General features: G+C 59.0%; 27 protein-coding genes, 1 tRNA gene and 1 pseudogene. 26 read left to right on the top strand and 3 right to left on the bottom strand.

The features are described from left to right. Positions 1-105: 105 nt before the first annotated feature. The 3 genes from IPI01_21165 to IPI01_21155 are packed head-to-tail and all read left to right on the top strand — an operon-like array spanning position 106 to position 7,257. On the top strand, positions 106-1,122 hold the full coding sequence (locus IPI01_21165) for a glycosyltransferase family 9 protein (protein ID MBK7260264.1): 1,017 nt from the start codon (positions 106-108) through the stop codon (positions 1,120-1,122). Then, entirely contained in the window at positions 1,115-1,861 is a 747-nt protein-coding gene (locus IPI01_21160) for a WecB/TagA/CpsF family glycosyltransferase (GenBank protein MBK7260263.1), read from the top strand. Before IPI01_21165 ends, IPI01_21160 begins: the two co-directional genes overlap by 8 nt. Then, positions 1,858-7,257 (top strand): hypothetical protein, encoded by a 5,400-nt coding sequence (locus tag IPI01_21155; protein MBK7260262.1) that lies wholly within the window; start codon positions 1,858-1,860, stop codon positions 7,255-7,257. Before IPI01_21160 ends, IPI01_21155 begins: the two co-directional genes overlap by 4 nt. A 99-nt stretch (positions 7,258-7,356) precedes the next feature. Here the strand turns inward: IPI01_21155 and IPI01_21150 are convergent, their stop codons facing one another. Further along, positions 7,357-7,797, bottom strand: a complete 441-nt coding sequence (locus IPI01_21150; protein ID MBK7260261.1) for a helix-turn-helix domain-containing protein — start codon at positions 7,795-7,797, stop codon at positions 7,357-7,359. A 20-nt stretch (positions 7,798-7,817) separates the two neighbouring features. Next, a complete protein-coding gene (locus IPI01_21145; GenBank protein MBK7260260.1) occupies positions 7,818-8,819 on the bottom strand; it encodes a T9SS type A sorting domain-containing protein in 1,002 nt (333 codons plus the stop codon). A gap of 1,089 nt (positions 8,820-9,908) precedes the next feature. Between IPI01_21145 and IPI01_21140 the strand changes: the two are divergent. The 20 genes and pseudogenes from IPI01_21140 (at position 9,909) to IPI01_21045 (ending at position 24,255) form a co-directional block, all read left to right on the top strand. Beyond that, a pseudogene (locus tag IPI01_21140) lies at positions 9,909-10,282 on the top strand (DUF4870 domain-containing protein). Positions 10,283-10,297: 15 nt separating this feature from the next. After that, positions 10,298-11,263 carry a D-cysteine desulfhydrase family protein gene (locus IPI01_21135; GenBank protein MBK7260259.1) on the top strand — a complete coding sequence of 322 codons (966 nt, stop codon included), beginning with the start codon at positions 10,298-10,300 and terminating at the stop codon, positions 11,261-11,263. A gap of 70 nt (positions 11,264-11,333) precedes the next feature. Beyond that, positions 11,334-11,423 (top strand) — tRNA-Ser (locus IPI01_21130). A gap of 167 nt (positions 11,424-11,590) precedes the next feature. Beyond that, the gene (locus IPI01_21125; GenBank protein MBK7260258.1) at positions 11,591-12,562 is read left to right on the top strand and encodes a GDP-mannose 4,6-dehydratase; all 972 of its coding nucleotides are present in this window, start codon (positions 11,591-11,593) and stop codon (positions 12,560-12,562) included. A 120-nt stretch (positions 12,563-12,682) separates the two neighbouring features. Further along, positions 12,683-13,732 carry a GDP-mannose 4,6-dehydratase gene (gmd, locus tag IPI01_21120; GenBank protein MBK7260257.1) on the top strand — a complete coding sequence of 350 codons (1,050 nt, stop codon included), beginning with the start codon at positions 12,683-12,685 and terminating at the stop codon, positions 13,730-13,732. A 24-nt stretch (positions 13,733-13,756) separates the two neighbouring features. Further along, entirely contained in the window at positions 13,757-14,686 is a 930-nt protein-coding gene (locus IPI01_21115; GenBank protein ID MBK7260256.1) for a GDP-L-fucose synthase, read from the top strand. A 93-nt stretch (positions 14,687-14,779) separates the two neighbouring features. Beyond that, positions 14,780-15,760: an NAD-dependent epimerase/dehydratase family protein gene (locus IPI01_21110; protein MBK7260255.1), complete on the top strand. Its 981-nt coding sequence runs from the start codon at positions 14,780-14,782 to the stop codon at positions 15,758-15,760. A 6-nt stretch (positions 15,761-15,766) separates the two neighbouring features. After that, complete coding sequence (locus tag IPI01_21105) at positions 15,767-16,567, top strand: WecB/TagA/CpsF family glycosyltransferase (GenBank protein ID MBK7260254.1); 801 nt, start codon at positions 15,767-15,769, stop codon at positions 16,565-16,567. 156 nt (positions 16,568-16,723) lie between these two features. Then, entirely contained in the window at positions 16,724-17,290 is a 567-nt protein-coding gene (locus IPI01_21100) for an acyltransferase (protein ID MBK7260253.1), read from the top strand. 251 nt (positions 17,291-17,541) lie between these two features. Then, on the top strand, positions 17,542-17,802 hold the full coding sequence (locus IPI01_21095) for a class I SAM-dependent methyltransferase (protein MBK7260252.1): 261 nt from the start codon (positions 17,542-17,544) through the stop codon (positions 17,800-17,802). Continuing rightward, positions 17,729-18,133 carry a hypothetical protein gene (locus IPI01_21090; GenBank protein MBK7260251.1) on the top strand — a complete coding sequence of 135 codons (405 nt, stop codon included), beginning with the start codon at positions 17,729-17,731 and terminating at the stop codon, positions 18,131-18,133. The genes IPI01_21095 and IPI01_21090 overlap by 74 nt, the downstream gene beginning before the upstream one ends. A 7-nt stretch (positions 18,134-18,140) precedes the next feature. Beyond that, the gene (locus IPI01_21085) at positions 18,141-19,493 is read left to right on the top strand and encodes an oligosaccharide flippase family protein (GenBank protein MBK7260250.1); all 1,353 of its coding nucleotides are present in this window, start codon (positions 18,141-18,143) and stop codon (positions 19,491-19,493) included. A gap of 8 nt (positions 19,494-19,501) precedes the next feature. Further along, the gene (locus IPI01_21080) at positions 19,502-20,335 is read left to right on the top strand and encodes a hypothetical protein (protein MBK7260249.1); all 834 of its coding nucleotides are present in this window, start codon (positions 19,502-19,504) and stop codon (positions 20,333-20,335) included. 210 nt (positions 20,336-20,545) lie between these two features. Continuing rightward, positions 20,546-20,842, top strand: a complete 297-nt coding sequence (locus IPI01_21075) for a glycosyltransferase (GenBank protein ID MBK7260248.1) — start codon at positions 20,546-20,548, stop codon at positions 20,840-20,842. Next, positions 20,824-21,378 carry a hypothetical protein gene (locus IPI01_21070; protein ID MBK7260247.1) on the top strand — a complete coding sequence of 185 codons (555 nt, stop codon included), beginning with the start codon at positions 20,824-20,826 and terminating at the stop codon, positions 21,376-21,378. The genes IPI01_21075 and IPI01_21070 overlap by 19 nt, the downstream gene beginning before the upstream one ends. Then, positions 21,375-22,136 (top strand): glycosyltransferase family 4 protein, encoded by a 762-nt coding sequence (locus IPI01_21065; protein ID MBK7260246.1) that lies wholly within the window; start codon positions 21,375-21,377, stop codon positions 22,134-22,136. The genes IPI01_21070 and IPI01_21065 overlap by 4 nt, the downstream gene beginning before the upstream one ends. Positions 22,137-22,175: 39 nt before the next feature. Continuing rightward, positions 22,176-22,388: a hypothetical protein gene (locus IPI01_21060; protein MBK7260245.1), complete on the top strand. Its 213-nt coding sequence runs from the start codon at positions 22,176-22,178 to the stop codon at positions 22,386-22,388. A 5-nt stretch (positions 22,389-22,393) separates the two neighbouring features. After that, entirely contained in the window at positions 22,394-23,161 is a 768-nt protein-coding gene (locus IPI01_21055) for a methyltransferase domain-containing protein (GenBank protein MBK7260244.1), read from the top strand. A 106-nt stretch (positions 23,162-23,267) separates the two neighbouring features. After that, positions 23,268-23,597: a hypothetical protein gene (locus IPI01_21050; protein ID MBK7260243.1), complete on the top strand. Its 330-nt coding sequence runs from the start codon at positions 23,268-23,270 to the stop codon at positions 23,595-23,597. Beyond that, positions 23,557-24,255: a 7-cyano-7-deazaguanine synthase gene (locus IPI01_21045; GenBank protein ID MBK7260242.1), complete on the top strand. Its 699-nt coding sequence runs from the start codon at positions 23,557-23,559 to the stop codon at positions 24,253-24,255. Before IPI01_21050 ends, IPI01_21045 begins: the two co-directional genes overlap by 41 nt. Before the next feature lie 38 nt (positions 24,256-24,293). On the opposite strand, the gene IPI01_21040 is transcribed toward IPI01_21045, so the two are convergent. Further along, positions 24,294-24,746 carry a hypothetical protein gene (locus IPI01_21040; GenBank protein ID MBK7260241.1) on the bottom strand — a complete coding sequence of 151 codons (453 nt, stop codon included), beginning with the start codon at positions 24,744-24,746 and terminating at the stop codon, positions 24,294-24,296. On the opposite strand from IPI01_21040, the gene IPI01_21035 reads away from it, so the two are divergent. From IPI01_21035 to IPI01_21025, 3 genes are all read left to right on the top strand, one after another. Next, on the top strand, positions 24,727-25,131 hold the full coding sequence (locus IPI01_21035; GenBank protein ID MBK7260240.1) for a hypothetical protein: 405 nt from the start codon (positions 24,727-24,729) through the stop codon (positions 25,129-25,131). The genes IPI01_21040 and IPI01_21035 overlap by 20 nt on opposite strands. A gap of 146 nt (positions 25,132-25,277) precedes the next feature. Further along, complete coding sequence (locus IPI01_21030; protein ID MBK7260239.1) at positions 25,278-25,784, top strand: glycosyltransferase; 507 nt, start codon at positions 25,278-25,280, stop codon at positions 25,782-25,784. A 5-nt stretch (positions 25,785-25,789) separates the two neighbouring features. Further along, the gene (locus IPI01_21025; GenBank protein ID MBK7260238.1) at positions 25,790-26,107 is read left to right on the top strand and encodes a glycosyltransferase family 4 protein; all 318 of its coding nucleotides are present in this window, start codon (positions 25,790-25,792) and stop codon (positions 26,105-26,107) included. Positions 26,108-26,147 lie beyond the last annotated feature (40 nt).

The raw sequence follows: 26,147 nt of genomic DNA, 5'->3' as shown, positions 1-26,147 counted from the left end.
ATCAGGTCGTTATTGACTGCACTTGAGGACCCGGCATCCCGGAAACCCCCTCCGGAGGATGTCCGGCGGATACTCCTCATTGAAACGACCCGTTTCGGTGATCTCATGGCCGCGCTCAGTACCTACCGCCGGTTTGCTGCCACGTTTCCGAATGCAGAAATCACCATTCTGATCCATCCCGCCCACGCTTCCGTCCTTGCTGCCCTTGGCATAACGTGCACTATCCTGCCGTTCCCGTGGCCGGGCGATCCGTTCGCATGCATCACCACGTTGCTGGAGCTTCATGATCGCCGGTTCGACTACGCCTGCAGCATGAGCCCGTCGACGAAGAACTCCTTTCTTGCGCTCTATGCACCAGCCGATATTCATGCCGGGTATCTCGACGGGAATGCATCCCTCACGCCGCATCGCGAGGTACTGGCGCTGGATTCCACCTGTCCCGGATTGGATACGGAGCTGATCCCGTTCGATACGAACCTCTATGAGAGGGCAATGGCGGTCGCCGATCAGGTTGGCTGCGTGATGGAGCCCTTCAAGACATTCCGGATCGATGCCTCGCTTCTCGCCCAATGGCCTTCGTTCGCATCACGCGCGGGACTCGACACGAGCCGTCCGATCGTTGTGATCCATCCATTCGCGGCGTGGGAATACCGCGCGTGGCCTGACGCTCAGGTGGATGCGTTCATCGAGGTCCTCCGTGATGCATGTCCTGAGGCACAGGTCGTGGTGCTGGGCACGCCGTCGGATCTCGCGCGTGCATATCCCGATGGCTTTGCCCGCCGGCCGGAAGTATGGGTTCTCGGGACCACAGATTGGACGCGGTCTGCGCTGCTGATGGCCCAGGCATCGGTGTTCATCGGCACGGATTCGGGGCCACTGCATCTTGCGGCCGCGCTTGGCACGCCGTTCCTCGGGCTGTACGGCCCCGCTTCACCGGACCAGACCGGCCCGCCGGTCGGGGTGGGGAAGGGACTCTTCACAAAAATGGAATGCAGTCCGTGCGACCAGCGCGTCTGCGTCGTTCCCGATGCCTCCTGCATGACGCGGCATACCACATCGAGTGTCTTCGAAGCGGTTGCCCCCTACCTTCTGAGAACAACGTCGATGGTCGCCGATGGCTAACGTTGATGTGCTTGGGGTCGGCGTTGCACCCATCGACGAGCCGCAGTTGTTGTCTGCGGTCCGGGATGCCCTCGAGGGGCGGCGTGGTTCGCTGTTCGCCTACGTGAATGTGAACGCCATCAACCTTGCGGGCGACCTCCCGTGGTTTCGCGAACTGTTGAACGATGCGGAATGCGCATACTGCGATGGGGAGGGAGTCCGGTTCGGGGCGGGGATCCTGGGGCGGAACATTCCGGCGCGCATCGCCCTCACCTATTTCTTCTGGGATATCTGTGCCGAAGCCGAACGCAAAGGCTACAGCATCTATCTCCTTGGTTCGCATGATCACATTCTCAAGGAAGCGGTGGCGCGCATCCACGAACGCTTCCCGCGGCTCCGGATCGCAGGTACCCACCATGGCTATTTCGAGAAGACCGGCAGACCATCGGAAGAGGTCGTTGCCGCAGTGAACGCCGCGGCGCCGGACCTGCTGTTCATTGGTTTCGGGATGCCCCTCCAGGAAGAATGGATCCGGCGATACCGGGCGTCGCTCAAGACCGGCGCCATTTTCCCATGCGGTTCGATGATCGATTACGCAAGCGGTATGAAGAGCATTGCGCCATTGTGGATGCGGAAGAACGGGATGGAATGGGTCTACCGGTTGTTCCAGGAACCCGGCCGGCTCTGGAAACGGTATCTTGTCGGCAACCCGATCTTCATTTCGAGGATCATCAGCCAGCGGCTGCGGGAGGGTTCGTGAGGGGAACACACAAGGTCAGGGCGGGATCGATCCTCTTTCTGGTCCTGCTTCTGGCGCAGGGAGGGGCAGCCGCAGGCAATTCACCATTCAAGCTCGTTGAAAGTGCTGCTTCAGGGTGGACCTACCGGTACACTCCCTCGGCATTCCCACCGCGCACGATCATGATCGATGGTGTCCCTCACCGATCATATGAAGGGCCTGCCTCCGATGGCGCTGCCGGCATGCCGATGCTCCCCGTGGAGGTTCTCACACTCGGCGTTCCGGCCCGGACCTCGGTGACAGTGGAACTCGTCAATGCCTCCTACACCGACGAGCCCGGTGTGCTTGTTGCCCCAGCCCCTTCATACGTCCGCACCGATGAAGGTGATGCGCTGGCCGTGTACACGAAGGATCCCGCGTCGTACGCACGCAATGTCTTCGTTCCTTCTGTGACGCAGGAGGTGGAGGGCCCGTACACTCTCCGCCACGCCCGCCTTGTGAGCATACGCCTGTCGCCTCTCCAATACAATCCTGTCACAAAGACTCTTCGCCGGATCTCGACAGCGACACTGGTGATCCGCAGAGTCGCACTTGCCGGTCAGCCACTCGCACGGTTTGCACCTGCGCCCCCCGATCCACGCTTCGAGGCAGAATACCGTGGCATCATCGAGAATGCCGCTGAAGCCACGGCGTGGCGCTACGTGGAACCGGCGTCGATCGCCGCGGATTCCACGGGCTCATGGTTCACCCCGGGTTTGCCGTATGTGCGTATACCTGTTGCGCGCGACGGGTGGTACCGCATCGCGCCGGCCGATCTCGCCGCGCTCGGGGTCGCTGCACCCTCCATTGACACCTCCATGGTCAAGTTGTGGTACCGTGGGGCACAGGTCCCGGTGTACATCGATTCCGAAAAGGCGATCTCGTTCTACGGTCTCAGAAAACGCGGCGATTCGACCAACATCGATCACTATACGGATACGAGTGCCTACTGGCTGTCCTGGCAGCAGTCCGGCGCCGGGCTGCGGTACACCCCGGCTGTCCCTCCTGCCCTGGCGACAACGGACACGACCTATGCATCGCGCACATCGGTGCACTTCGAAGAGAACACCGACTACTACGAAGGGACCGGCGACGCGGAGGTGACCCTCAATGGTCAGGCGGCGGGTGAGGGATGGGCCTGGGAGTACTTCTATCCGGGCACGACAAAGAACCATGATATCACGTTGGATCACGTGTGGCGCGGCGCCGATACCACGGTGGCGATCGTCGCACGCTTCTTCAGCACAACACGGAACTACAATACACCCGATCATATCGCACGTCTCTGGATGAATGATTCGCTCATCGGCGAGGTGAGTTTCAACGGACGCAAGGAAGGGAAGCTCACGGGGTCCTTCCCGGTGCGCTGGCTGAAGGAGGGTGCGAACAGGCTGAAGATCACCTCCATTGCTACGCCCAGTTCCCCGAACCAATTCTATCTTGATTGGTTCGACATCGAGTATCCGCGGGAACACGTGGTGACAGGCGGGATGCTCTCGAGCACCATTGCGCCGCTCGCGGGTGTTCCTGACCGGCGCATTCGTGTGCGTGGATTACCGCAGCCTGCCGTGAAAGTGTTGGACCCAACGGGGGGGCGGCTGTTGACCGGTGTTGCTGTGGTATCCGGGGGAGGGACCTGGTCTGCAGTGTTCGCCGACACGGTGTCCGTTGCCCGTACCTATCTCGTGGTCGCTGATACCACCACCGGGGTGCCTCCGGGGATGGGGCTGAAGACCATGACAGGGCTGCGGAGCCATCCCACCGGCGCGGACTACATCATCATAACGCATGGCCTCTTCCGTGCGGCGGCCGACCGTCTTGCCGCTCACCGGGCAGCATACAATGGCGTGCGCGTTGCCGTGGTCGACGTCCAGGACATCTATGACGAATTCAACTACGGCCACCTCAGCAGTGAAGCAGTGAAACTGTTCGTGAAGCAGGCATTCGATGCCTGGCCTTCACCCGCGCCGGCCGATATCCTCATGTTCGGTGATGCATCGTGGGATTTCCATCGGTACATGGCCACGACGATCATGACCAACTTCGTACCGGCGTACGGGGTTCCGGCGGGGGACAACTGGTACGTCTGCTTCGATGCTGCACATCCCTGGGTGCCATCGCTGAACATCGGACGGTTGACCGTGCAGACCCCGGAGCAGGCCGGCCGGGTCGTGGACAAAGTGATCGGGTATGATACCTACACGCTCGGCGACTGGAACAAGAATTTCCTTTTTATTTCAGGCGGTACGACGGATTCGGAGAAACTGCTGTTCAACGGGCAGAGCGATGCGCTGATCAATGATGTGGTCCTCCCTGCGCCGATCGGTGGCACTCCTTACCGGGTGTACAAAGCGACCGCGAACACGATCGACGGCGAAAACCGGCCTCTTCTCCGTTCCTATGTGAAGGAAGGATTGGTCTTTCTGAACTTCCTCGGACATTCCGGCGGGCGGATCTGGGGTGTGGATATCGGTCCTATCACCGACCTGGAAAACACGAACGGGATGCTTCCGTTCATCACGTCCGTGAGCTGTAATGTGGCGGCATTCGCCGAACCGTCCAATAATGTCCTGTCCGAGGATTTCGTGTTGGCTGATAACCGGGGTGCGGTCGCGATGTGGGCCTCATCGTCGCTCGGTTACGCGAATATTGGAGCATCACTCGTACGGTACTTCCTTGAACATGTGCGGGATGACACGGCGCGCGCTCTTGGCGCCGCAACAACGGCATGCCGCGTCAAGCTCTGGCAGTCGAGAGGTTCGGACTACATCACGGTCGCTTCGATGAATCTCAATCCGCTGCTCGGCGATCCGCTCTCGTCGCTTGCGATACCCCGGGTACCGGATCTCGCCATCACGCCGGCAGACCTGATCCCCGACAACGCCATGCCGACCCCGCTGGATTCGACGACGCACATCCGGATGATCGCGCACAACTACGGGCTTGTGCCGGCGGACAGCGTACGGTATGACCTCGTGGATGTCTCATCGCATGGCGTGGATTCTCTCATGCGGAGTGCAGCGATCAGGCCGACGCTCCACCGTGATACCGTCCTGATCCCATGGCGCGGTACCTCCTACATCGGGACGCATCAGCTCACCCTGACGCTGGATCCGCAGGGCAGGATCCAGGAGTCGAGTGAGGGCAATAACACCGCGCAGATCTCCTCGTACGTGTATGCGCATGCCATCAAGCTCGTGCGCCCGCTGGTCCACGAAGTGGTCCCTGCGGGCTCGGTCACCCTGGTGGTGTCTGCCCCGGTCGGGGGGGACACGAGCATCAGCGAGTACCGGTTCGATCTCGATACGTCGGCTGCATTCACGTCGTCCTTCCTGGTGAGCTCCGGTCCCGTGGCACCCGGGGAAGTGGGAGCCCGCTGGGTGACGCCTCCGCTCTCGGGGGCACAGACGTGGTTCTGGCGCGCGCGGAGCGTGAGCTATGGTGTTCTGGGCAGGGCAGAAGTCGGGTCGTTTGCCGTCGATAATGCCGCCGTGGGCGGACTCCCGGTGCTGTTCCGGGAGTCATCGCGCCCTCAGTTTGCCACCGGCGCTTTCCAGGGTGCGAGTGCGACGGATTCCGGGATCACCCTGGCGGCATCCCCCCCGCTTTTTGTGGCAGCGCGATCACTGGGCTACCGTGCGAATGCGGACCGCGATTACTACAGTACTCTCCGGATCGGTGCGCAATCCATCCAGGGGTACTGGTGGGAACAAGGCAACAGCTTCATGGCCGTGCGCCTGAATGCCTTCACCGGCAGTTACATCTTCAAGCCGTTCAACGTTTCGGGCAATGCGGCCCTTGGCGACTCGATGGCGGCATTCCTGAATGCAACGCCTGTCGGAGACTATATCCTCGTTACGGTGATCTACGACGGCTATTCGAATGTTGGCGCCACACTCAAGTCAAGCTTGAAGTCCTTCGGAAGCGCGCTGATCGACTCTGTCCGACCCGGTCACTCCTGGATGCTCATTGCACGCAACGTTGGCGGTCCACCGTACGATGTCAAGGAGCAATGGAGCCCTGCGGGTGTCGCCGAAGACAGTCTGGTGATCCCTAACAACTACGCCGTGGGCTCGGGCTTTGCGACCACCGTGCGAAATCCGTTCCCGGCCTCGTTCGGCGTCATGCGTTGGAGCACCACCGCGACGCCCGGCGTGCATACCGCGCAGAGGGCTGTGCTCGGATTCATGCCGTCGGGTCGTGTGGACACGCTTGTCCGGATCGGGTCCCAGGAGAGCGAGAAGGATCTCAGTACGCTCGCTGCCACCATCCGGGATTCCGGGTATGTCTCCGTTGCCCTGGGCGGTGCACTATCCACGGGAGATGCGCTGACGACGCCGGTGATCCGGTCATGGTCGGTTGCGATCTCGCCTCCGCCGGACCTTGCGATCAGTCCGAAGTCGCTAGGCGGGCAGACGCGGGTTCTTGCCAAGGCTGCGGTGGTCGACCTTCCGATCGGGGTGCACAACATCGGGTATCAGGCGGTGGACAGTGCCCGGATCCGGGTAGACCTGATCCGCCCCAACGGCACACGTCAGCCGCTGGCCTACGGCGTGGTAGGGAGCATCCCTGTGGATGGTGAGCAGAACCTCACGCTGTCCATCCCGCCCGACGGTCTCACGTCCTACAACACCCTCGAAGTGGTCGTCCTGCCGGCGCCGGGGTCAAGGGACCTCCTTACAGAGAACAATGTGGCCCGCATACTCGTCAATTTCACATCGGTGAACGAACCTCTGGCAGGGACGATGCGGTTCTTTGCGGACGGCGTGCCGTTGATGGACGGTGACTACGTCTCGCGCACACCCGACGTCCTTGTGCAACTTGCCGCAGTGAGCGGGATCCGCCAGGGTCAGGAGCGGGTGAATCTGTTCATCGACAACACCCTGGTGGTTCCGGGTGCGGGCGGGGTTGCCGTGGAGGAGATCTCGCAGGCCGCAGCCGGGGATGGTATCCCGTACCATCCGGAGCTGCCGGATGGCCTGCACGAACTGATCGCACGGCTCTACCGTTACAACGGTACCGGAGGAACGGACTCGATCGAGCAGCGGCTGACGGTGAACGTGGTGAGCGAAACGCGGCTTCTGCAGGTGTACAACTTCCCCAATCCGTTCTCCACGTCGACGGAGTTCACGTTCGTGCTCACCGGAGCGCGCCCGCCGGAAGAACTGGAGATCCGCATCTATACGATATCAGGGCGCCGCATCCACGAGCTCCGCATTCCCCAGGGGCAGTTGCAGATCGGCTTCAACCGGATCGCGTGGGATGGGCGTGACGCCGACGGTGATGAACTTGCCAACGGCGTGTACCTGTACCAGATCACGGCGAAGGGGTCCGGCGGGGAGGCACGTGCGATCGAGAAATTGGTGAAGACCAGGTAGCCGCGGCGGCGTGGGGGAGCACCGGAGTGATGTACGAACCAGTGTAGGGGCGGTGCATGCACCGCCCCTGACATATCCGGACGCGCCTCCGCAGACGTGTTACGCCGCGTCCTTGCCCATCTCCGCTGCCGCCTCTTCCTTCTTCAGGATCTTCCAGATCGTACGCTCGGAAAGCGAGATGTGATAGCGCTTCTCGAGGTAGGCACGGAGCCGGCGCTGGCCGTAGCCGGTCTGCTCACGGGCTTCCTTGAGGATCGCGATCGAGCTTTCCGGGGTCGCGCGCGGAAAACTGTGCGGCCTCCGCGAACGGTCGGTGAGTGCGGTCGTGCTGCCGTTCTCCTGCTGGAAGCGCTTGTACCACTTGTAGAACGTCTTCCGGCTGATCCCGAACTTGCGGCACACGGCCTGGACGTTCCTGGTCTCCTGGTAGCACATCATCCAGGCAAGACGGGGATGCAGGGAACCACCAAGACCGGCATCTCCGGCAGCGGTATCGCCCATATGTTCCGCGCCCAACGTCACTTCGCTCTGTTCGTCCATTGTTCTTCCTGCGTAGCTGTTTATTTTACGTAGAGCATCGATCGTGTCTCACATCTGTCGCCGGCACTGAGCCGGTAGTAATACACACCGCTTGCCACCGCACCGGAACGGCCGGGAACGAACTGCACTTCGTGCACCCCGGCATCCTGCCGGCCATCCACAAGGATCTCCACTTCCTGTCCGAGCGCGTTGTACACCGCCAACCGCACTGCACCGGCATCCGGAAGCGTGTACCGGATCGTCGTGGAGGGGTTGAAGGGGTTGGGATAATTCTGTGCCAGGCCGAATGCCTGCGGGAGCGCATGCTCTTCCACGCCGGTCGTTGACACCGTCTGTTCGACGATGATCGCATCGGAGAAATACGTGGTGCCATCGAGGTCGACCTGCTTCAGCCGTACCTGGTGCGACACCGAGGCCTGACCTTCGACGGATCCGGCCGGAGTGAGGCTCCATGCGAATGCGTACGTGTGCTGTTCAAGAGAAGTGCCGTTGCCGGGCACGAAAGACGAGTCGATATCCTCGAACATGCCGCTCGCCGCGTTCAGGTGCTGCACAAAGAAACCGTAGTTGTTCAGTTCGCTTACTGTGGTCCACGATAGCCGGAGCGATGATGACGCATCGTCGTACCTGCCGGCAAGCGATGAAAGTTGCACGGGGAGGATACCGTCCACGAACGTGATCGTGGTCTTCGGGTCGCCGACGACCACGTCCATCCACGAGAAGTACCGCGACGCCATGTAATAGCTCTCGGCAAGGTTGAATCCCGCTGCGTACCGGTCGAACAGGTATGAGGAATTCGCCATCGAACTGCTGTAGGGTTCATAGACATACCCCTTCACGCCGCTGGCGCCTTCACGGATGAGGTCGGCCACGAGCGACTGTCCATAGGACGGCGGTTCTTCAAAGGAGCGTCCGGAGGTGGACACGTAGGTCTCGGCGATCGCACCGGGGACCCACGAGTTGAACGGGATGGCATTCTCCGTGAATTCCGACTGATAGTGATCGTTGCTGCCCCAGCTCACGTAACCGATCACATTGGCCCTCGAGGTGACATAGACCGAATCCGAGTTCAACTCGAACCACGCGGCCGCGATTCTGCAGTGCGGTGCGTGCCTGGGCCATGTAGTCGTTGAGGAACGGCGCGGTGGTGTTCCATACCGGATCCTGGTCGAGGACGAAGCGGGATGAGGAACTCACCTTCGTGCCCGGGCCGCTACGATCGATGAGGGACAGCACGTCTTCCGTCGTGTAGCCATCGAGCCGGGTCACGAGATAGAACCCGTAGGCCGTGCGCGAGAACGCCGCATTCTTCGTGTAGTAGGGGGAGTATACTCTCCCTGCGCCGCCGATGGAATTCACATACGTACCGAGAATGAGCATCAGCTCGCTCTCGAGCGAGGCTGATGGCGAACTCATACTGAAAGTGTCGCCACGGTTGATCTTCAGCGGGACGCCTTTGGTGGTCACGAGATAGTTGATCGTGGTGACCAGATCGTTCGCCTGCAAATGGGATTCCACCTGGGAGCGGATGGATTGGAACTCATCATTGGTGATCTCTTCGGCCGCAGGCGCATCGACATAAATGATATTCGCCGACGGGATGGAGCGTTGCTGCGCGAAGTACGATCCGATGGTCTGCGATGCACTGCTGTTCACGTTCACGATCACTGCGACGTCGCTATAGCCCTGCGCGGCATGTGCAAGGCTGCCTGTCCCCCCGAGTATCAGGCCGGCCGCTGCGAACATCGATAGTTGAAGCTTCTTCATTGCCAGTTCCTTGACTTTCACAGAGCCGATACATTCACGGCATGTGCCACATCGGTGACAGGCGAAAAGCCCTCAATCCGGGTTATTTTGGGGGTTTCTCAGGAGTCGCGCGAGGGAGATGGTAAGCGGTTTCTACATTGCGTTGTAGATTCTGCCGAAAGCGGGGCTTTGCGTGGGGGTTGTCACATCGGTGACGATCGTGCGTACCAAGAGAGAGAGCACCTGTCCTCCATCGCTCGGGAAACGGTTCCCGGGTTCGTGTGTGGACCAGGTGTGTTGCACGGCGTGAGTTTTCCCCCTATATTCACCCATCACTTTCAGGAGTATCCATGGACAATGTGACAATGACGCCTCCTCCGCCTCCCATCACCCCGCCGTCAACGAACCGCGACGAGAACATGTGGGCGATGTTCTGCCATCTCAGCGCGCTTGCCGGATTTGTGATCCCCTTGGCAACGTTCTCGGGCCGCTCGTGGTCTGGCTGATCAAAAAGGACGAATATGCATTGGTGAATGATCAGGGGAAAGAAGCCCTGAATTTCCAGATCAGCATGACCATCTTTCTCATCGTATCCGCGATCCTGATCATCGTTCTGATCGGCATCGTTCTGCTCATCGGGCTTGCGATCTTCGATATCATCGTCACGATCATCGCCATGGTGAAAGCGAATGAGGGGGTGGCATACCGGTATCCATTGAATATCCGCTTCATTAAATAGAGGTCCTGCTCCGCTATGACCGACCGTTTTCCTCTTGCCCAGCTCCCGACGCCGCTCGAGCGGCTTTCGCGGCTGGAAAAGGCTCTTGGCATATCCCCGCTGTGGATCAAGCGCGACGACCAGACGGGACTCGCGCTTGGCGGGAACAAGACCCGGAAGCTTGAATTCCTGATCGCCGACGCATTGGCGCAGCATGCCGATGTCATCCTCACAGCCGGTGCCCCGCAGTCGAATCATTGCCGGCAGACCGCGGCGGCGGCGGTGAGGGCGGGGCTGGCATGCGAACTCATCCTCGGTGGCACCGCGCCTGCGGACCCGAATGGTAATCTGTTGCTGGACGGCCTGCTCGGTGCAAAGGTCCATTGGACCGACCGGGGGAAGCGCCTCGAGACCATGGAGCAGATCGCAACTGATCTCAGGAAGGCCGGCAAGCACCCCTATGTCATTCCGTATGGCGGTTCGAATGGCGTGGGTGCGCAGGGGTACGTCCTTGCGATGAAGGAAGCGGTCGTGCAGATGAAGGAGATGGGCATTGCGCCCGGGACCATGGTGGTCGCTTCCAGTTCGGGAGGGACACAGGCGGGTCTGGCGCTTGGTGCGAAGCTCTACGGGTATCAGGGCCGGGTCGTGGGGGTGAGCATCGATAAGGGGGAGCGCGGGCCTGATCGTTATGAAGAGGAACTGGCGGCACTTGCCAATGCCACGGCGGAGGTGATGAAAATCCCGGTGCGTTTGACCGCAGACGACTTTCATGTGGACTACAGATTCCTGGGCGAAGGGTATGGGATCGTTGGCGAAGTGGAACGAGGGTCGCTCCGGCTCATGGCCAGCGAAGAAGGAATACTGCTCGATCCGGTGTACACCGGCAGGGCTTTTGGGGCCGTGATGGAAGGGAGTAAGGAGAGGTCGGGCGGGGTACTCTTCTGGCACACGGGAGGGGCTGCGGCGCTCTTCGCGTATGGGAAAGAAGTGCTCGGCTGAGAAAAAGTGGACTGGACGCCCGGACGAGATTGCGGAAATGGTAGGAAAGCGGTATATTCATAGATTCACTGGAGAGGTGGCCGAGTGGTTGAAGGCGCCGGTCTCGAAAACCGGTATACCGCTTGCGGTATCCAGGGTTCGAATCCCTGCCTCTCCGCCATTTGATCGGCAGTCCCTCGTGGGCAATTGACGATCGGCAGTTGAATAGAGGCCTCTTCATCACCCGGTGAAGAGGCCTTTTCTGTTTTGATTCTTCAGTGGAAAAATCGTTTCTTCTATAAAACTGCTACGGCACTGTACGACATTCGCACGGGGACACCGACCACAATGAAACGAGCGCTCATCACCGGGATCACAGGCCAGGACGGTTCATACCTCACGGAACTCCTTCTTTCCAAAGGATATGAGGTCCATGGGATCGTCCGCCGGGTCGCGCTCGAGGACCCATCGCATCGGATGTGGCGGATCAAGCATCTCCTGAACGATATCCAGCTCCATTCCGGATCGCTGGAAAGTTTTCCGAGCATCTACAAGACCATGGTCACGGTGAAGCCCGATGAATGTTATCACCTGGCCGCGCAGAGTTTTGTGAGCTACTCCTTCGAAGATGAGTTCTCGACCCTGAACACGAACATCAACGGTACGCATTTCATCCTCACGGCGTTACGGGATGTGCGTCCGGAGTGCAAATTCTATTTTGCCAGTTCCAGTGAGATGTTCGGGAAGGTCAAGGAGGTCCCGCAATCCGAGAATACTCCGTTCCATCCGCGCTCATCCTATGGCATCTCCAAGGTGGCGGGGTTCGATCTGACGAGGAATTACCGGGAGGGGTACGGGATGTTCGCCGCGAGCGGGATCCTGTTCAACCATGAGTCGCCCAGGCGCGGGTATGAGTTCGTCACGCGCAAGATCACGTTCCATGCGGCAAAGATCAAGATGGGATTGGCAAAGGAGCTCCGGCTCGGCAATCTCGAGGCGCGCAGGGACTGGGGCCACTCTGAGGAGTACGTGCCGGCGATGTGGATGATGCTGCAGCAACCGGTTCCGGACGACTTTGTGATCGCCACGGGGGTGACGCATACCGTTCGGGAATTCTGTGCGGCGGCGTTCAAGCACGTGGGGCTCAATTATGAGGACCACGTTGTCGTGGACAAGCAGTTCTTCCGGCCTGCCGAGGTGGACGTGTTGAAAGGGGACAGCACGAAAGCGCGTGGCATTCTTGGCTGGGCTTCCAAACGTGGATTTGAGGAGATCGTCAGCGAGATGGTACAAGCGGACCTGGAGCAACTGAAGAAATGATCCGCTTGATTCTCGCCAAATCCCTTCTATATTGAAACTTATACGGCCAGACTTCAACCTGTGCCTTAACCGCCGGCTCGCACCGGCGCATCTGTGTCCAACCACATCCTTCCGTGCGATATGAAACGTGCACTTGTCACAGGAATCACCGGTCAGGACGGATCATACCTTGCCGAATTGCTGCTTCAGAAGGGCTATGAGGTTCATGGCATCATTCGAAGGAGCAGTTCATTCAACACGGCCCGGATCGACCACATCTACAATGATCCGGAAGTGTCGGGCAAGCGGTTCTTCCTGCACTATGGTGACGTTACCGACACCAGCAATCTGAACAGGTTGCTGGAGAAGGTTCAGCCCCAGGAGATCTACAACCTGGCGGCACAGAGCCACGTGAAGGTCTCGTTCGAGTTGCCGGAATATACGGCCGAAGTGGATGCCATGGGCACTGTGCGGTTCCTTGATGCCATCCGGGAAACAGGGTTGAAGACCCGGTTCTATCAGGCCTCGACCAGCGAGTTGTATGGAAAGGTTCAGGAGATACCGCAGACCGAGACCACGCCGTTCTATCCGCGGAGCCCGTACGGCGTGGCGAAGCTCTACGGATACTGGATCGTCGTGAACTACCGTGAAGCCTACGGCCTGTTCGCCAGCAACGGCATATTGTTCAATCATGAGTCGCCCCGTCGCGGGGAGACGTTCGTGACGAGGAAGATCACGCTTGCGGCTGCGAGGATCAAAGCCGGGCTGCAGAAGCAATTGTTGTTGGGGAATCTGAACTCCGAACGCGATTGGGGTTACGCCCCCGACTATGTTGAAGGGATGTGGCGGATCCTGCAGCACGATATTGCGGAAGACTTCGTCCTGGCGACCAATGAAAAGCACACCGTCAAGGAATTCACCGACCTGGCTTTTACGCACGCCGGGCTGCCGCTCGAGTGGAGTGGGTCCGGGGAGAAGGAAGAAGGGCGGGTGAAAGCCACGGGAGATGTGGTGGTGTCGGTCGATCCGCGCTATTATCGTCCGACCGAGGTAGAGCTTCTGCTGGGGAATCCGGCGAAGGCGAAGGCGAAACTCGGGTGGGTGCCGCAGACGACATTCGCGGAGCTGGTGCGCATCATGGTGAAGGCGGACATCGAGCGGGTTGCGAGGAAGGGGAATGGAGGACCTTGAAGACCATCGCTCGAAGGGTCGGGAATGTTGAGTTCTGACAGCAGGATCGTGGTCACGGGCGGTGCGGGGTTTCTGGGGAAGGTGGTCCAGCGCACGTTGCGTGAGCACGGCTATGAGCACATCTTCGTGCCCCGGATCGAGGAATTCGATCTTCGCAAGGAGGCCGACATCCGGAGGATGTATGGAGAGATGCGTCCTGACGTTGTGATCCATCTGGCGGCGGTGGTAGGGGGGATCGGAGCGAACAGAGAGAACCCCGGCAAGTTCTTCTATGAGAATGCCATCATGGGCATTCAGTTGATCGAGCTTGGCCGGCAGGTGGCGTTGAAGAAGATGGTGGTGATCGGGACCATCTGTGCGTATCCCAAATTTGCGCAGGTGCCGTTTCGTGAGGACGATCTCTGGAGCGGGTATCCGGAGGAGACGAATGCGCCGTACGGCGTAGCGAAGAAGGCGTTGCTGGTGCAGTTGCAGGCCTATCGTGAGCAGTACGGGATGAACGGGGTGTTCCTGTTGCCGGTGAATTTGTACGGGCCCGGGGACAATTTCGACCCGGCGTCGTCGCACGTGATCCCGGCTCTTGTCAAGAAGTGTGTTGATGGGAAGCGGTCAGGTGCCCCGGAGATCGTGGTGTGGGGGGATGGGTCGGCGACGAGGGAGTTCATCTATGTTGATGATGCTGCCGAGGGCATCGTGTTGGCGACCGAGAAGTACAACGATCCGGACCCGGTGAACATTGGTGCGGGATTTGAGATCACCATTCGCGACCTGGTGGACCTCATTGTGCGGTTGACGGGGTATGAGGGGAAGGTGGTGTGGGACACCACGAAGCCGAACGGCCAGCCGCGGCGGATGCTGGATGTGCGGCGGGCGAAGGAGAGGTTTGGGTTCGAGGTGAAGGTAGGGTTTGAGGAAGGGTTGCAGAGGACGATCGAGTGGTATGAGAGCGAATGAAGCTAAGTAAGAGACAGCAGGAAGTCGTGATTCCTTCTCCCTCGAGGGGGGCACGAATTGAGTTCAAGAGTATTGCGGAAGGATGAGAAACGCATGGCAAGCGAGAAGACTGCTCTTGTGTGTGGTGCAGGGGGGTTCATCGGGAGTCATCTTGTTAAGAGGCTCAAACACGAAGGCTACTGGGTTCGTGGCGTTGACCTCAAGAAGCCGGAGTTTAGCGACACGGTGGCCGACGAATTTGTTCTAGGCGATTTGCGGGACCAGGTCGTGTGCAGAGACGTCACCGATCGCAAGTTTGATGAACTCTATCAATTAGCTGCAGATATGGGCGGGGCGGGTTACATCTTTACGGGGAACCATGACGCAGACGTCATGCACAATTCAGCCACGATCAATTTGAACATGGCCGATCGTGCGAGAGCTGCTGGTATTGGCAAAGTCTTCTATTCTTCGTCGGCGTGCATGTATCCTGAATACAACCAGATGGATCCAGATAATCCGAAATGCTCCGAGGAGTCTGCGTATCCTGCGGCTCCTGATAGCGAGTATGGTTGGGAGAAGTTATTCAGTGAGAGACTTTTTCTAGCCTATTCTCGCAACTACAAGGTACAAGTGCGTATCGCGCGGTTCCACAATATCTTTGGCCCGGAAGGGACGTGGACTGGAGGGCGTGAAAAAGCACCTGCGGCAATATGCCGCAAAGTTGCCTCTGCTCTGGAGGGAGGGGAAATAGAAATTTGGGGCGACGGGCTTCAAACGCGTTCATTCCTCTATGTTGAGGAGTGCCTCGAAGGGGTGCGTAGGCTGATGCAAAGCGACTTCACCGGCCCGGTGAATATTGGTTCTGAAGAGATGGTGACGATCAATCAGCTTGCCGAGATGGCGATGGATATCGCGGGGAAACGGGTCCGATTGAACCACATCAAAGGTCCTCTGGGTGTGCGGGGGCGTAACTCGGATAACCATCTCATTCGCCAGAGCCTTGGTTGGGAGCCGTCGCAGAAATTGATGGATGGCTTACGTGTCACGTACCATTGGATCGAGGAGCAGTTGGCCAGGGCGGCGAAGGGATAGGCGATCGTGTTCACGCACATACGAAGCCGGTTCCGCTGGGACGGATCAGTGAACGTGCTCGGCGTCCGCGTGGACCCCACGAACATGGATGCCGCGGTCCGGACGATCATCGCGTGGTCCGAGAATCCGGGTCCCTGCTGCCGATACGTTTGCGTGACCGGGATGCACGGGGTGATCGAAAGCCAGTCCGATCACACGATGCGGGAGATCCTGAGCACCGCCGATCTGAATGTTCCCGATGGCATGCCGTTATCATGGCTCGGTTGGTTCGCCGGGTTTGAAGAGATGGACCGTGTGTTCGGGCCCGAACTCATGCTTCGCGTCTGTGCTGCATCGGTGGGGAAGGAGATCTCCCATTTCCTCTACGGCGGAAATGATGGTGTTGCGGACGCCCTTGCCGCACGTCTCGCCACGATGTACCCCGGCTTGCGCATTGCGGGCACCTACTGTCCCCCATTCCGCGCCTTGACGGGGGAGGAGGCTAACGAAGTCGTGAGGGTGATCAACGGGTCCGGGGCATCGATTGTCTGGGTCGGTCTGAGCACGCCGAAGCAGGAGAGATGGATGAGTGCGTTCGCGCCGCGTCTCACGGCTGGTGTGACACTCGGTGTTGGGGCGGCATTTGACTACAATACCGGTCACTTGAAGCGCGCGCCGGTTGCGATGCAGCGGGCCGGACTCGAATGGTTGTTCCGATTGATCCAAGAACCTCGGCGACTGTTCGGCCGGTATGCCCGGAGCATCCCCAAATTCATCGTTCTGGTGGCACAACAGGCAGTCTCCTCGTGGGGCTGGGAGTCGCCATGACGATCACAGGACATCGTAATCGCCTTTATAATCCCTTCGTAAGTGCTCGAGAACTGCTCACGCCATTCATGTGGATACAATGAACCAACGTGACCCAGAAGTGAGTGCCACGGTGCCACTGGCGGGTGAGTCCCCTTCACGGCGGGGCCGTCGGTCATGGGCCGTCTCAGGGACATCGTCTATCGGAGCATCCTGCGGTGGCGATACCGATCCGTGCGGTTTGGTGCCCGCACTCGGTTCATTGGATTCCCCATCTTTGACATTGCCCCGAACGCAACGGTGATCGTCGGTGATGATGTGACCTTCGTAAGCACACCACGCCGGAACATGATCGGTCTGACGAAACGCTGCTCGGTCTTTGTGGGCTCCGGTGCGCGTCTTGAGATCGGTGCAAGGACGGGATTGTCCGGGGTGTCCATCTATTGTTCGAAGAGCGTGACGATCGGCGCATACGTCAATTGTGGGGGCAATGCCTCAATCTGGGATACCGATTTCCATCCGCTTGAACCTTTGAGCAGGCGACGGCACGACCGGGATGCCATACGATCTGCGCCGGTGCATGTTGGTGATGACGCATTCATTGGAGCGCACGCGTTGCTCCTGAAGGGGGTGAGCGTTGGAACCGCCAGCATCATTGCTGCGGGGAGCGTCGTGACGAGGTCCGTCCCTCCGGGAGAGGTCTGGGGAGGGAATCCGGCTCGGATGATACGGAGGCTGGATTGAAAGGAGAGCCGAGGAGCGACACTTGTTGGTTGTGCGGACGATCGACCTTCGACCGTGTGGTGCGGACCCCTGCGTGGGAGATTCGCCGGTGCAGATCATGCGGACTCGAAAGCAAGGTCGGCGGGCCATCCATCCGGTATGACGAACTCGATGATGCGGGAGTTTGCGGTCTTTGACTACGACCGCTCCAAGGAGGTTGATGACCTCATAGGTTGTGTCGAGCTGGTCATGCCGTTCGAGCGGGGGTGGGTGTGCTCGAGATCGGTTGTGGAACTGGCGCAGTGTTGAATGAATTCAGAAAGAGGGGCGCTCTGGTGAGCGGCTTCGAACCATCTCCGGCCGCTGTAGCCCGGGCGCGCTCTTTGTACGACCTTACAACGGTGGTCAACTCTCCGTTCCAGCCATCTAGGGGCTCCCGGCGCCGAGAAGATCCTGCTGTTGAACGACGTTATCGAGCACCTCGGGGATTGCGCCGCATTGTTCTCGAGCATCCGCGGGTCCATGACGGATGATGCGGTTCTAATCGTAAAGACCGGGGATAGCGCCGCACTCAATGCCCGCCTGTACCCGGATCGGTGGGCCTACTTCCTTTTGGAGCAACACGTGACGTTCTACTGTGAACGAGCGATCCGCGAACTCTCTGACCGCACCGGCTTCACGGTCGCGGCACTCCGGCGCCAAGTGCACGCCTTTGGTGGTTCTGCCCTGTGGGATATGACAAAAAACCTTGCGAAGGCCGCGGTTCTTCGGTCGACATCGGCGCAATTCTCGCACCATCGCCGCCTGCAGATCAATGTCGCGTATGACCACTTGATCGCCGTCCTCGTCCCACGTCGCAGCTGAGACCACGATGACCGCGCCCCGACATCTTCGCAATTCGCTTTGGAGCGTGATTCAGTACCTCATCAGCGCACTGGTGATGGTGATCTCTGTGCGCGTATTCACGACCTATCTTGGGGCAGAGCTCTACGGCGTGTATTCGTTGTTAACGGTCGTTGGAAGTCTCAATCTGCTCTCCGGCCTGGGTTTGAACACCGCAACGGTCCGATTTCTCGCGAAGCAGGGGAAGTCGAGGGAATCAGACACAGATTTCCTTGTTGGACTCGTTGCTGCAGTGGCCTTTGCCTCGGTGATGGTGGCGCTCGGCATCATTTGGAAGGACCCTATCCTGGAGGCGGTATTACATGTCCCGGAGAGGTTTGTTCCGGCGTCGAGCGACGTGTACGTGCTATTCCTTATTTCCAATGTTCCGGTACTCGCGGGTCAGGTGACGCTCGCGTTGTTGGATGCCCTGCAACTGGTCTCCATTTCAAGCATTCTTCAAGGAGTGTATACATTTCTGTATTGGGGCAGCTTGCTTATGGTATTTGCGCTGGGGATGCCGTTCGTCGCGGTCGGCTATGCCGCATTGAGCACCGCACTATTGTGGTGCGCGGTCGTGACATTCGTGACCCTGCGGCAATGGGGCCGTCTTTCTCCACTCTGGGATCGCGGTGCGATCATGCAGAGCATCAGAAAGCAACTGGGATTTGGAATTCAAGTGAACGCGGGTTCGGTGATCGCAATGTTGTTCGAGCCTTTGACCAAGATCGTGGCTTCGCATCTTCTGGGGATAAGGGAGGTCGGGCTCTTTGACCTGGGTCTGAAGGCACGGAGCTTCATCTGGGGTGCATTTGCGCGTGCACTCTATCCTGTTTTCCCGCTCCTTGCCGCGGAACATGATGGCGCGAAACGCCGGGAAATCGTCGCGGACTTGGAGGAGAAGTTGTTGCTCGTCATTCTTCCGGTTTCCCTCATTGTCGCAGGGACCGCCTGGGCGGTTGCACAACTGTGGATCGGTGCGGATGTCGCTGAGATCGGCACAACGATGGGGGTGCTCACGATAAGCTATTTGTATGGAAGTACCCTCATGACACCCTATTACCACTTCCTTGTCGTGAACGGGGAAGCTGGACGAGTCGCCCTTCTCCACACGCTAAATGTCCTCGCCAACCTGTTGGGGATCATCCTGACGTTTCAGATTCTCGGATTCTATGCCCTTGTGCTGGGATCGGGTGCTGCCATGCTCGTGTCATCCGCCGTGGCATTCCGTCATCAATCGAAGATCCTGCATATCCGTATCGTGACCCATTCTGGGACTATCCGTGCTGTGACGATGCTCGGTGGCACCGGTGTGATCGTGGTGGTCATGATGGCCGCTTAGGCGTTTCCATGCTGAAAGGACTGGTGTGGGGAGAGAATCTCCGGGACATCCTGCGCATCGTGCGGGCGACCGCCGCGTGGGCGGTGATTCCCCTGATCGTCGAGGAAATCCGCGATGAGGCGGCGCTCCGCAAGTTGTTGGCAGGACTCGCGACGGTTCTCGTCATTGTGAGCGTGACCATTATTCTGTTCAGCTGGGATCCTGGCCTCGTGCCGCCAACAGACGATATGGCGGTGGCACGCGAAGAATGGTTCGGCGGATTTCAGCGGATCTTCCACGTGGGGATGTGGGGTGCCGTAGCGGGAGCCATCGTCGCCCTTGGTGTGGGGTTCTATGACGCCCGCTGGCGTACGGCTGGACCGCTGATCGGTCTGGTGCTCTGTTTCGGACTCTTCTTCACCTTCGTCCGGACATTCATCATGCTGGTTATCATGTCGGTTGGCATCTTTGTCCTTGACAGGACGCGGTTCAACAGAAGAGCGATGATCAAGCCTCTGGCCATCGCGGTGGTGGTGTTGTTGTTACTTTCCGCGCTGCCCCTCGGCGAAAAGGTGATGACCGCGGTATCGGATCGGATGTCGAGTGTCCTGTCTGCGGATGTGACTGAAATCGATCCGACCGATCAGGAGGGGCTCGGGACACTTGTCTGGCGAATTCTGGCGCCGATGCGAGTCTGGGAAACCTTCAGGGAACGTGGGACAATCTGTTCGGGGCCATGGGGCGGAGTTACACGATGGACGATGGTTTCACAGCGTCGACACCGCATATCAGTTATGTGGGGATATACTACTGTGGCGGGGCGCTGGGATTTATCGGCTACCTATTCTTTCTTGTCGTCGTGACGGCACAACTAGCGTCAAACATCAGACGGGAACGTGAAAGTGAGCTCTCCTGGGTGCACGTCCCGATCTTCGTTACGTGGATCATGTTGCTCGCGGGGGCGCTCAATGCGTCCCTCTTCCAATTTCCCTACGGGGTCTTTTCCATGGCCGTGCTCATAGGAATCTCCGAGGCGGCCCAATCGATAGCGGCGTCACAGAGGATGTCTCCTCATGCCATTGCCTAAGATCACAATTGTTACACCCTCCTTCAATTCCGCTCGATACCTTGAAGCGACACTGCGAAGTGTTCTCGACCAGCAGTACCCGTCCTTGGAGTATCTGCTCTTCGATGGAGGATCAGCGGATACGACCAGGAGATACTGGATCGCTATTCTTCACAGGTTCATTGGCGGTCGGAACGTGATGATGGACAATCTCATGCCATCAACAAGGGGTTACAGGCTGCTACAGGCGACATCTGTGCGTGGATCAATTCGAATGACTTGCTGTTGCCCGGATCCCTCCTGATCGTCGGCCGCTACTTCGCCGAACATCCGGAAGTCGACCTGGTTTTTGGAAATGCGGTTCTTGTGGGCGAGGAGGGCGAACCTCTCGGGAACTATGAAGAGGTTGGGCCTGTCGCACAGGTCGCGGAACACATGAAAGCCCTGAATCATGTCCGCCAAGGCCACTACGACCATCTCTTGAACGACCATGCAGGTTGGATCCCGCAGCAGACAGCATTCTGGCGCACCACGGCGATGCGCCGTGTTGGATTTCTCGATCAGGATCTTCATTTTGCGATGGACTACGAGTTCTGCCTGCGGCTCGGTCAGAACGGTACGGTGCATTATCTGAACGAATTCCTGGGGGCATACAGGGTGCATCACGATGCGAAGTCAACACGTGCGTACCTTCATTGGCGTGATATCCTTGCGGTTAACCGCCGCTATCATGGCCGGTTGGGGTCCCGGCTCCACAGGCGGTTTCTTAGAGCGGTTCGACATGCGCTCCTCCGTCGGGTGAACGTAGCAGGCACCTGGAGAAAGGGCGAAGCGCGGTGAAGTTGCTTATCGTGGGGAAACGGGCGAACAGCTCGGGCATCAGTGAAGGCCCGGTAACGGCATTCGAATCACTGGTCGAGGGGCTCCGCGGATCCCAAGGGGATGTCCGGGTGTTCCCGGATCGCCCGGGTTCACGCATCTGGATGTATATTTCCCTGCTCGCGCAGGTCTGGCGACGTCTGGACGTGATCAATGTGCACCTGGCAGCGAATTTCCGGGTGCTCATCGGGTTGCTCCGACCGCGATCGGTGCACACCGTGTTGACCGTCCACGGGTACAGCCCTCTGGAATCGGTGGATCATGCTTACAACGCCTTCATGCACCGGCTGCAGATCCGGTACCTCTTCCGGAATCGTGTCTATGTATCTTCTTTGATCCGTGAGCGGGTGGAAGCGAGGGAAGGTCTCTCGGGAGGCGTCGTCATCCCTAATGCGGTCCGTCCGTTGCCCTCGATAGGGTTGGTAGGGGTGGAGGGTCGAGACGTTGACCTGTTCTCGTTATGCGGGTATTCGCGTACCAAAGGAGGTGCGGTACTCAACGATGCGTTGGCATCGATCCATGGACGATTGTCTGTCGTGATCGCTGGTCAAGGCGCAATGAGTGGAGGGTGGGTGGAGAGCTCACAGCATGAGGTCGTTCATGCCGGTCCCCTGGCTGGGCGAGAAGTGGCTGCCATCTTTTCACGCTGTCGGGTGTATGTTCAACCCAGTGTGTATGAGTCGTTCGGCATCCCAGTTGTGGAGGCTCTCTATGCTTAGCGTCCCCACTGTGGTTTCGACGGGGGCGTTGCAGAATTTCTGACTGATGGCCATGATGCTCTCCTGGTTCCCCCAGGCGATACCCAGGCTCTTGCCACCGCCATACGGAGACTCCTAGAGGACCCCGAACTCGCCCTTCAGATCTCTAGACAGGCTAGGGTGACAGCAGAGCGGTTTACGCCCCATGCGATCGCCAGCGAATACTGGGTCTATTTTACCGAACTCCAGCAGCGGTCAAGAAAAGGAGGATGACCCCCGTGGTCCTCAATGACGATCTACCACCGGCCGGTCACACCGGGAACGCTAACGTGTCCTGTTATGATGAGTATTATGACAAGCCGGAATGGTGGTTTCGCTTTCGCTATGACACGCAGATCAAGAAGCGAACATGTCAATCATTGGTACGCCGTGGGGGAAAGTCCCGCCATGGCCAGCGGGTATGCGAGCTGGGATTCGGAAGCGGAGCGTTCCTCTTTTCATTTCCGAGCGATTGTGTCATCCACGGGCTGGAGATCTCCCACTCTGCGGTGAGCCGTGCTGAGCGTATCGCTCATCAGCGGGGATATCGGTCGGCGCGATTCGATCAGGTCTCTGGTGCCGCGCTCCCGTTGGCAGATCGGAGTGTCGATATCTTCGCGGCCTCGCACGTCTTGGAGCACGTTCCCAATGACATTGCGACGCTCACGGAGATCAATCGGGTGCTCGATGATCAAGGCATTGCCAGTCATCGTGGTTCGATCAACGAGAAATATGAAGATCCCAATCACGCCCGGCAATACGATCTGACGTCTCTGTGTGCCGCTGGTGGCGACAGGATTCGACGTGATCGCATCGATGGAGAACGAGACACTATATTATCTTGTCGAACGCTTCTATTTCGAACGCTACAACACCCGCTGGAAATTGCTCGGTCCCATGATCGTCGCCGCATTCAACATCCCCGCCTCATTGCTGCCACTCTCGATCTGCCGTTTCATCGATCAGATCTTCAACGTGTGCGGCATGCCGCGACAAGCTCGGGGTAGTCGTGAGGAAACGGTCAGCCAATGAAGGGAGTGCGCTCCGCTAATGTGTGGCATCGTTGCGGTTCTTGAGCGATCCGGGATTATCCCCCCTCGCATTCTGCAGGAAATGAAGGTGGGCCTTGATGGGATGGCCTATCGGGGACCGGACGGGCAGGGTATCTGGGATCGTGCCGGCGTCGCTCTTGGCCATCGCCGGCTCAGCATCATTGACCTCTCACCCGCTGGGGCGCAGCCCTTCCACAACGAGGAAGCGGGACTGCACATCACGTTCAATGGCGAGATCTACAACTACCGTGAACTTCGGCGAGTGCTCGAAGGTCATGGATTCATCTTCCATTCGCAATCGGATACGGAGGTCATTCTTGCGGCGTACGCGCACTACGGGGGATGGATGCGTGCAGCATTTCCGAGGAATGTTCGCCTTTGTGCTCTTTGATGAGAAGAGGCGGCGGGCACTTGTCGCCCGGGATCGCATGGGAAAGAAACCCCTGTACATATCTCTCGACGATCAGCGCCTCGTAGTCTCTTCCGAGATCAAGACCTTTCGTGCGTTTTCGGGAGCCCCACTGACCATTGATGGCCGGGGGATGCAGTCATATTTTGCACTTCAGTTCGTTCCAGGGCCGGGCACGATCTACAAGGAGGTACAGCGACTCCCCGGGGGATCGTACCTGACCGTCGATCTGTCGACTTGGCAGACCACGCAAAAACGATACTGGCAGTGGCAAGACTATGCCGTCTCGGGGACCTCGTCGATAGCGGATATCGACGCAGTGGACCAGGCGCTACAGGAGAGTATTCGCTACCGGTTGATCGCTGATGTCGATGTGGGCATCCTCCTGAGTGGGGGAGTCGATTCCACCCTCATCGCATACTATGCCGCGCAGCAAGCAGGGCGCACCGTTAAAGCATTCACCGTTGCATTCTCCGACGATAACCTTGATGAGTCACGTTATGCGGCAGACGTCGCCCGCACACTGGGCCTGGACCTGGTAACGATGTCGGGATCGGACATTTCTGCCGATCTGCTCACTCGCGTCGCATATCATGCCGGGAGCCCTTGGGCGATCCCGCGTGTATACCGACCTACATGATTTCGGAAGTTCTCTCGCAGCATGTGAAGGTCGTGCTTTCAGGCGAGGGTGCCGACGAACTCTTCTGGGGCTATCCGCACTATCAGCGGGAACAACACTGGCTTGATTTGCCATGGCGGCCGCGCCTGCACGGCATCCCCTGGATCCGGGCGGTGTGCGGCTCGCTCGAAAGTTCGCCCCGTGTTCCGAGGATGGTCAATCGATTGACGAAGGTCGTCGTTGCTCCTGAAAGCTTCGGGGTTCTCCGGTGGGTCACGGTGTTCGGCGATGGTGCGCTCGGTCTCCTGTTCGCTGACGGTGCGCAGGAAGGATATGCCAGACTCGGAGAGGATCTTCAGCGCATCAGAAGTACCATCTCTCCCACGCTGGATCTTTTGAGCACTGCCGTTGCCGTCGATCTTCCTCTTTGGTTGCCGGATGATTTGTTGGTGAAGGTCGACCGGATGACTATGGCGCACGGTGTCGAGGCACGTGCGCCGTTCCTGGACCACACTGTCGTCGAGCTGGCACCTGGCACTCCCGCCGAATCAGAAGCTCTCGGGTGGGATGACGAAATCTCTTCTCAGGCGGCTGTTGCAGTCGAAGCTCAGAGGGACCTCCCTCGAATCTCTTGCAAGCCGCCCGAAGCACGGCTTCGAAGTGCCCGTACAGCAATGGTTGGCTCGCGAGTTGGCCGGATTCACCGATGATCTTCTCGCCGAACTCTGCGGGTCCGGAGGAGTGGATATGATCGACGGGAGATACGTCCAGCGACTGGGGGCATTTCGCAAGAACGGTGGGTCGAAACCCTTCGCTCGCAAGATCTGGCTCCTGCTGACATTTGCTCTTTGGCATCACCTCCACAAGGAGCGGTTCGGCTTCAAGAGCGCACAGTAGCCGGGAGAATAGCCGACCGTTATGACCATACTGTTCGTCCATAGTGGTGCCGATCTGTACGGCGCAAGCCGATCACTGCTCCGCCTCAGTTCACGCCTCGTGAAAGATGGCGTGGGTGTCCTCGTCCTGCTCCCCTTTGATGGCCCATTGCGCGACGCTCTCGCGAGGTCGGGTGTCACCGTGCGCATCGAACCGACCCTCACGGTCGTCACCCGGGCGAATCTCCGTCGCTTCCGGGAATTCGCGGCCTTGCCCTTCCTCGCCATTCGATCGGTGCGTCGCGTACTGAGGTGATCCGTGAGGTTCGTCCAAATGTCGTGCATTCGAATACTGCGATCATTCTGACACCGGGGATCGCGGCGCTCGTGGCAGGGGTCCCACATATCTGGCACGTACGCGAATCATTCGGAGAATTCGGACGTCTCTGGTCAGTGTTCCAATGGTACATGTTCGCCTGTTCGACGAGGGTGATCTGCGTATCGGATGCTGTCCGCCAGCAGTTTGTGCCGTTCATCCGGGAGCGAAAGACCACGGTGATTCACAACGGTATTCCTGCCTCAGAGTTTGGTACCGTGAGCGACGATCGCATCCAGGAGTTTCGCCGGACATTCGGCTTGAAGGCTTTCTTCTCGTGGGCGTTGTCGGTAGATTGAAGTTGGTGCGCAAGGGCCAGGATACGTTCCTGAGGGCTGCTGCCCTGATCGCGGCAGAGCATCCCGACGTACGATTCGTGCTGATCGGAAGTCCGTTCCCGGGGAATGAGTCGCATGGGAAGGCATTGAGTGCGCTCGGACGAGAATTGGGCATCGACAAGCAGATCGTGTTCACCGGTGATGTCGCGGATATACGTGCGGCGTATGCTGCGCTGGACATCTCCGTGCTCCCTTCCGAACAGCCAGAACCGTTCGGAGGGGTGGTGATCGAATCTATGGCGGCTGGGAAGCCCGTCATCGGAACACGGATCGGTGGGACGTGAGCAGATCGCGGATGGGGAAACGGGGCTGCTGGTGGCCCCG

The sequence above is a fragment of the Ignavibacteriota bacterium genome, from assembly GCA_016707525.1.
Taxonomy (GTDB): domain Bacteria; phylum Bacteroidota; class Ignavibacteria; order UBA10030; family UBA6906; genus JAGDMK01.
This window is presented reverse-complemented; position numbering and strand designations above follow the sequence as displayed.

Coding starts and splice junctions, on each gene's coding strand:
- IPI01_21110 (MBK7260255.1), top strand. CDS start 14,780: ATGGCAAGCGAGAAGACTGCTCTTGTGTGTGGTGCAGGGGGGTTCATC.
- gmd (MBK7260257.1), top strand. CDS start 12,683: ATGAAACGTGCACTTGTCACAGGAATCACCGGTCAGGACGGATCATAC.
- IPI01_21075 (MBK7260248.1), top strand. CDS start 20,546: ATGCCATTGCCTAAGATCACAATTGTTACACCCTCCTTCAATTCCGCT.
- IPI01_21115 (MBK7260256.1), top strand. CDS start 13,757: ATGTTGAGTTCTGACAGCAGGATCGTGGTCACGGGCGGTGCGGGGTTT.
- IPI01_21085 (MBK7260250.1), top strand. CDS start 18,141: ATGACCGCGCCCCGACATCTTCGCAATTCGCTTTGGAGCGTGATTCAG.
- IPI01_21135 (MBK7260259.1), top strand. CDS start 10,298: ATGACCGACCGTTTTCCTCTTGCCCAGCTCCCGACGCCGCTCGAGCGG.
- IPI01_21080 (MBK7260249.1), top strand. CDS start 19,502: ATGCTGAAAGGACTGGTGTGGGGAGAGAATCTCCGGGACATCCTGCGC.
- IPI01_21125 (MBK7260258.1), top strand. CDS start 11,591: ATGAAACGAGCGCTCATCACCGGGATCACAGGCCAGGACGGTTCATAC.
- IPI01_21160 (MBK7260263.1), top strand. CDS start 1,115: ATGGCTAACGTTGATGTGCTTGGGGTCGGCGTTGCACCCATCGACGAG.
- IPI01_21050 (MBK7260243.1), top strand. CDS start 23,268: ATGAAGGTGGGCCTTGATGGGATGGCCTATCGGGGACCGGACGGGCAG.
- IPI01_21100 (MBK7260253.1), top strand. CDS start 16,724: ATGGGCCGTCTCAGGGACATCGTCTATCGGAGCATCCTGCGGTGGCGA.
- IPI01_21150 (MBK7260261.1), bottom strand. CDS start 7,797: ATGGACGAACAGAGCGAAGTGACGTTGGGCGCGGAACATATGGGCGAT.
- IPI01_21165 (MBK7260264.1), top strand. CDS start 106: ATGGCCGCGCTCAGTACCTACCGCCGGTTTGCTGCCACGTTTCCGAAT.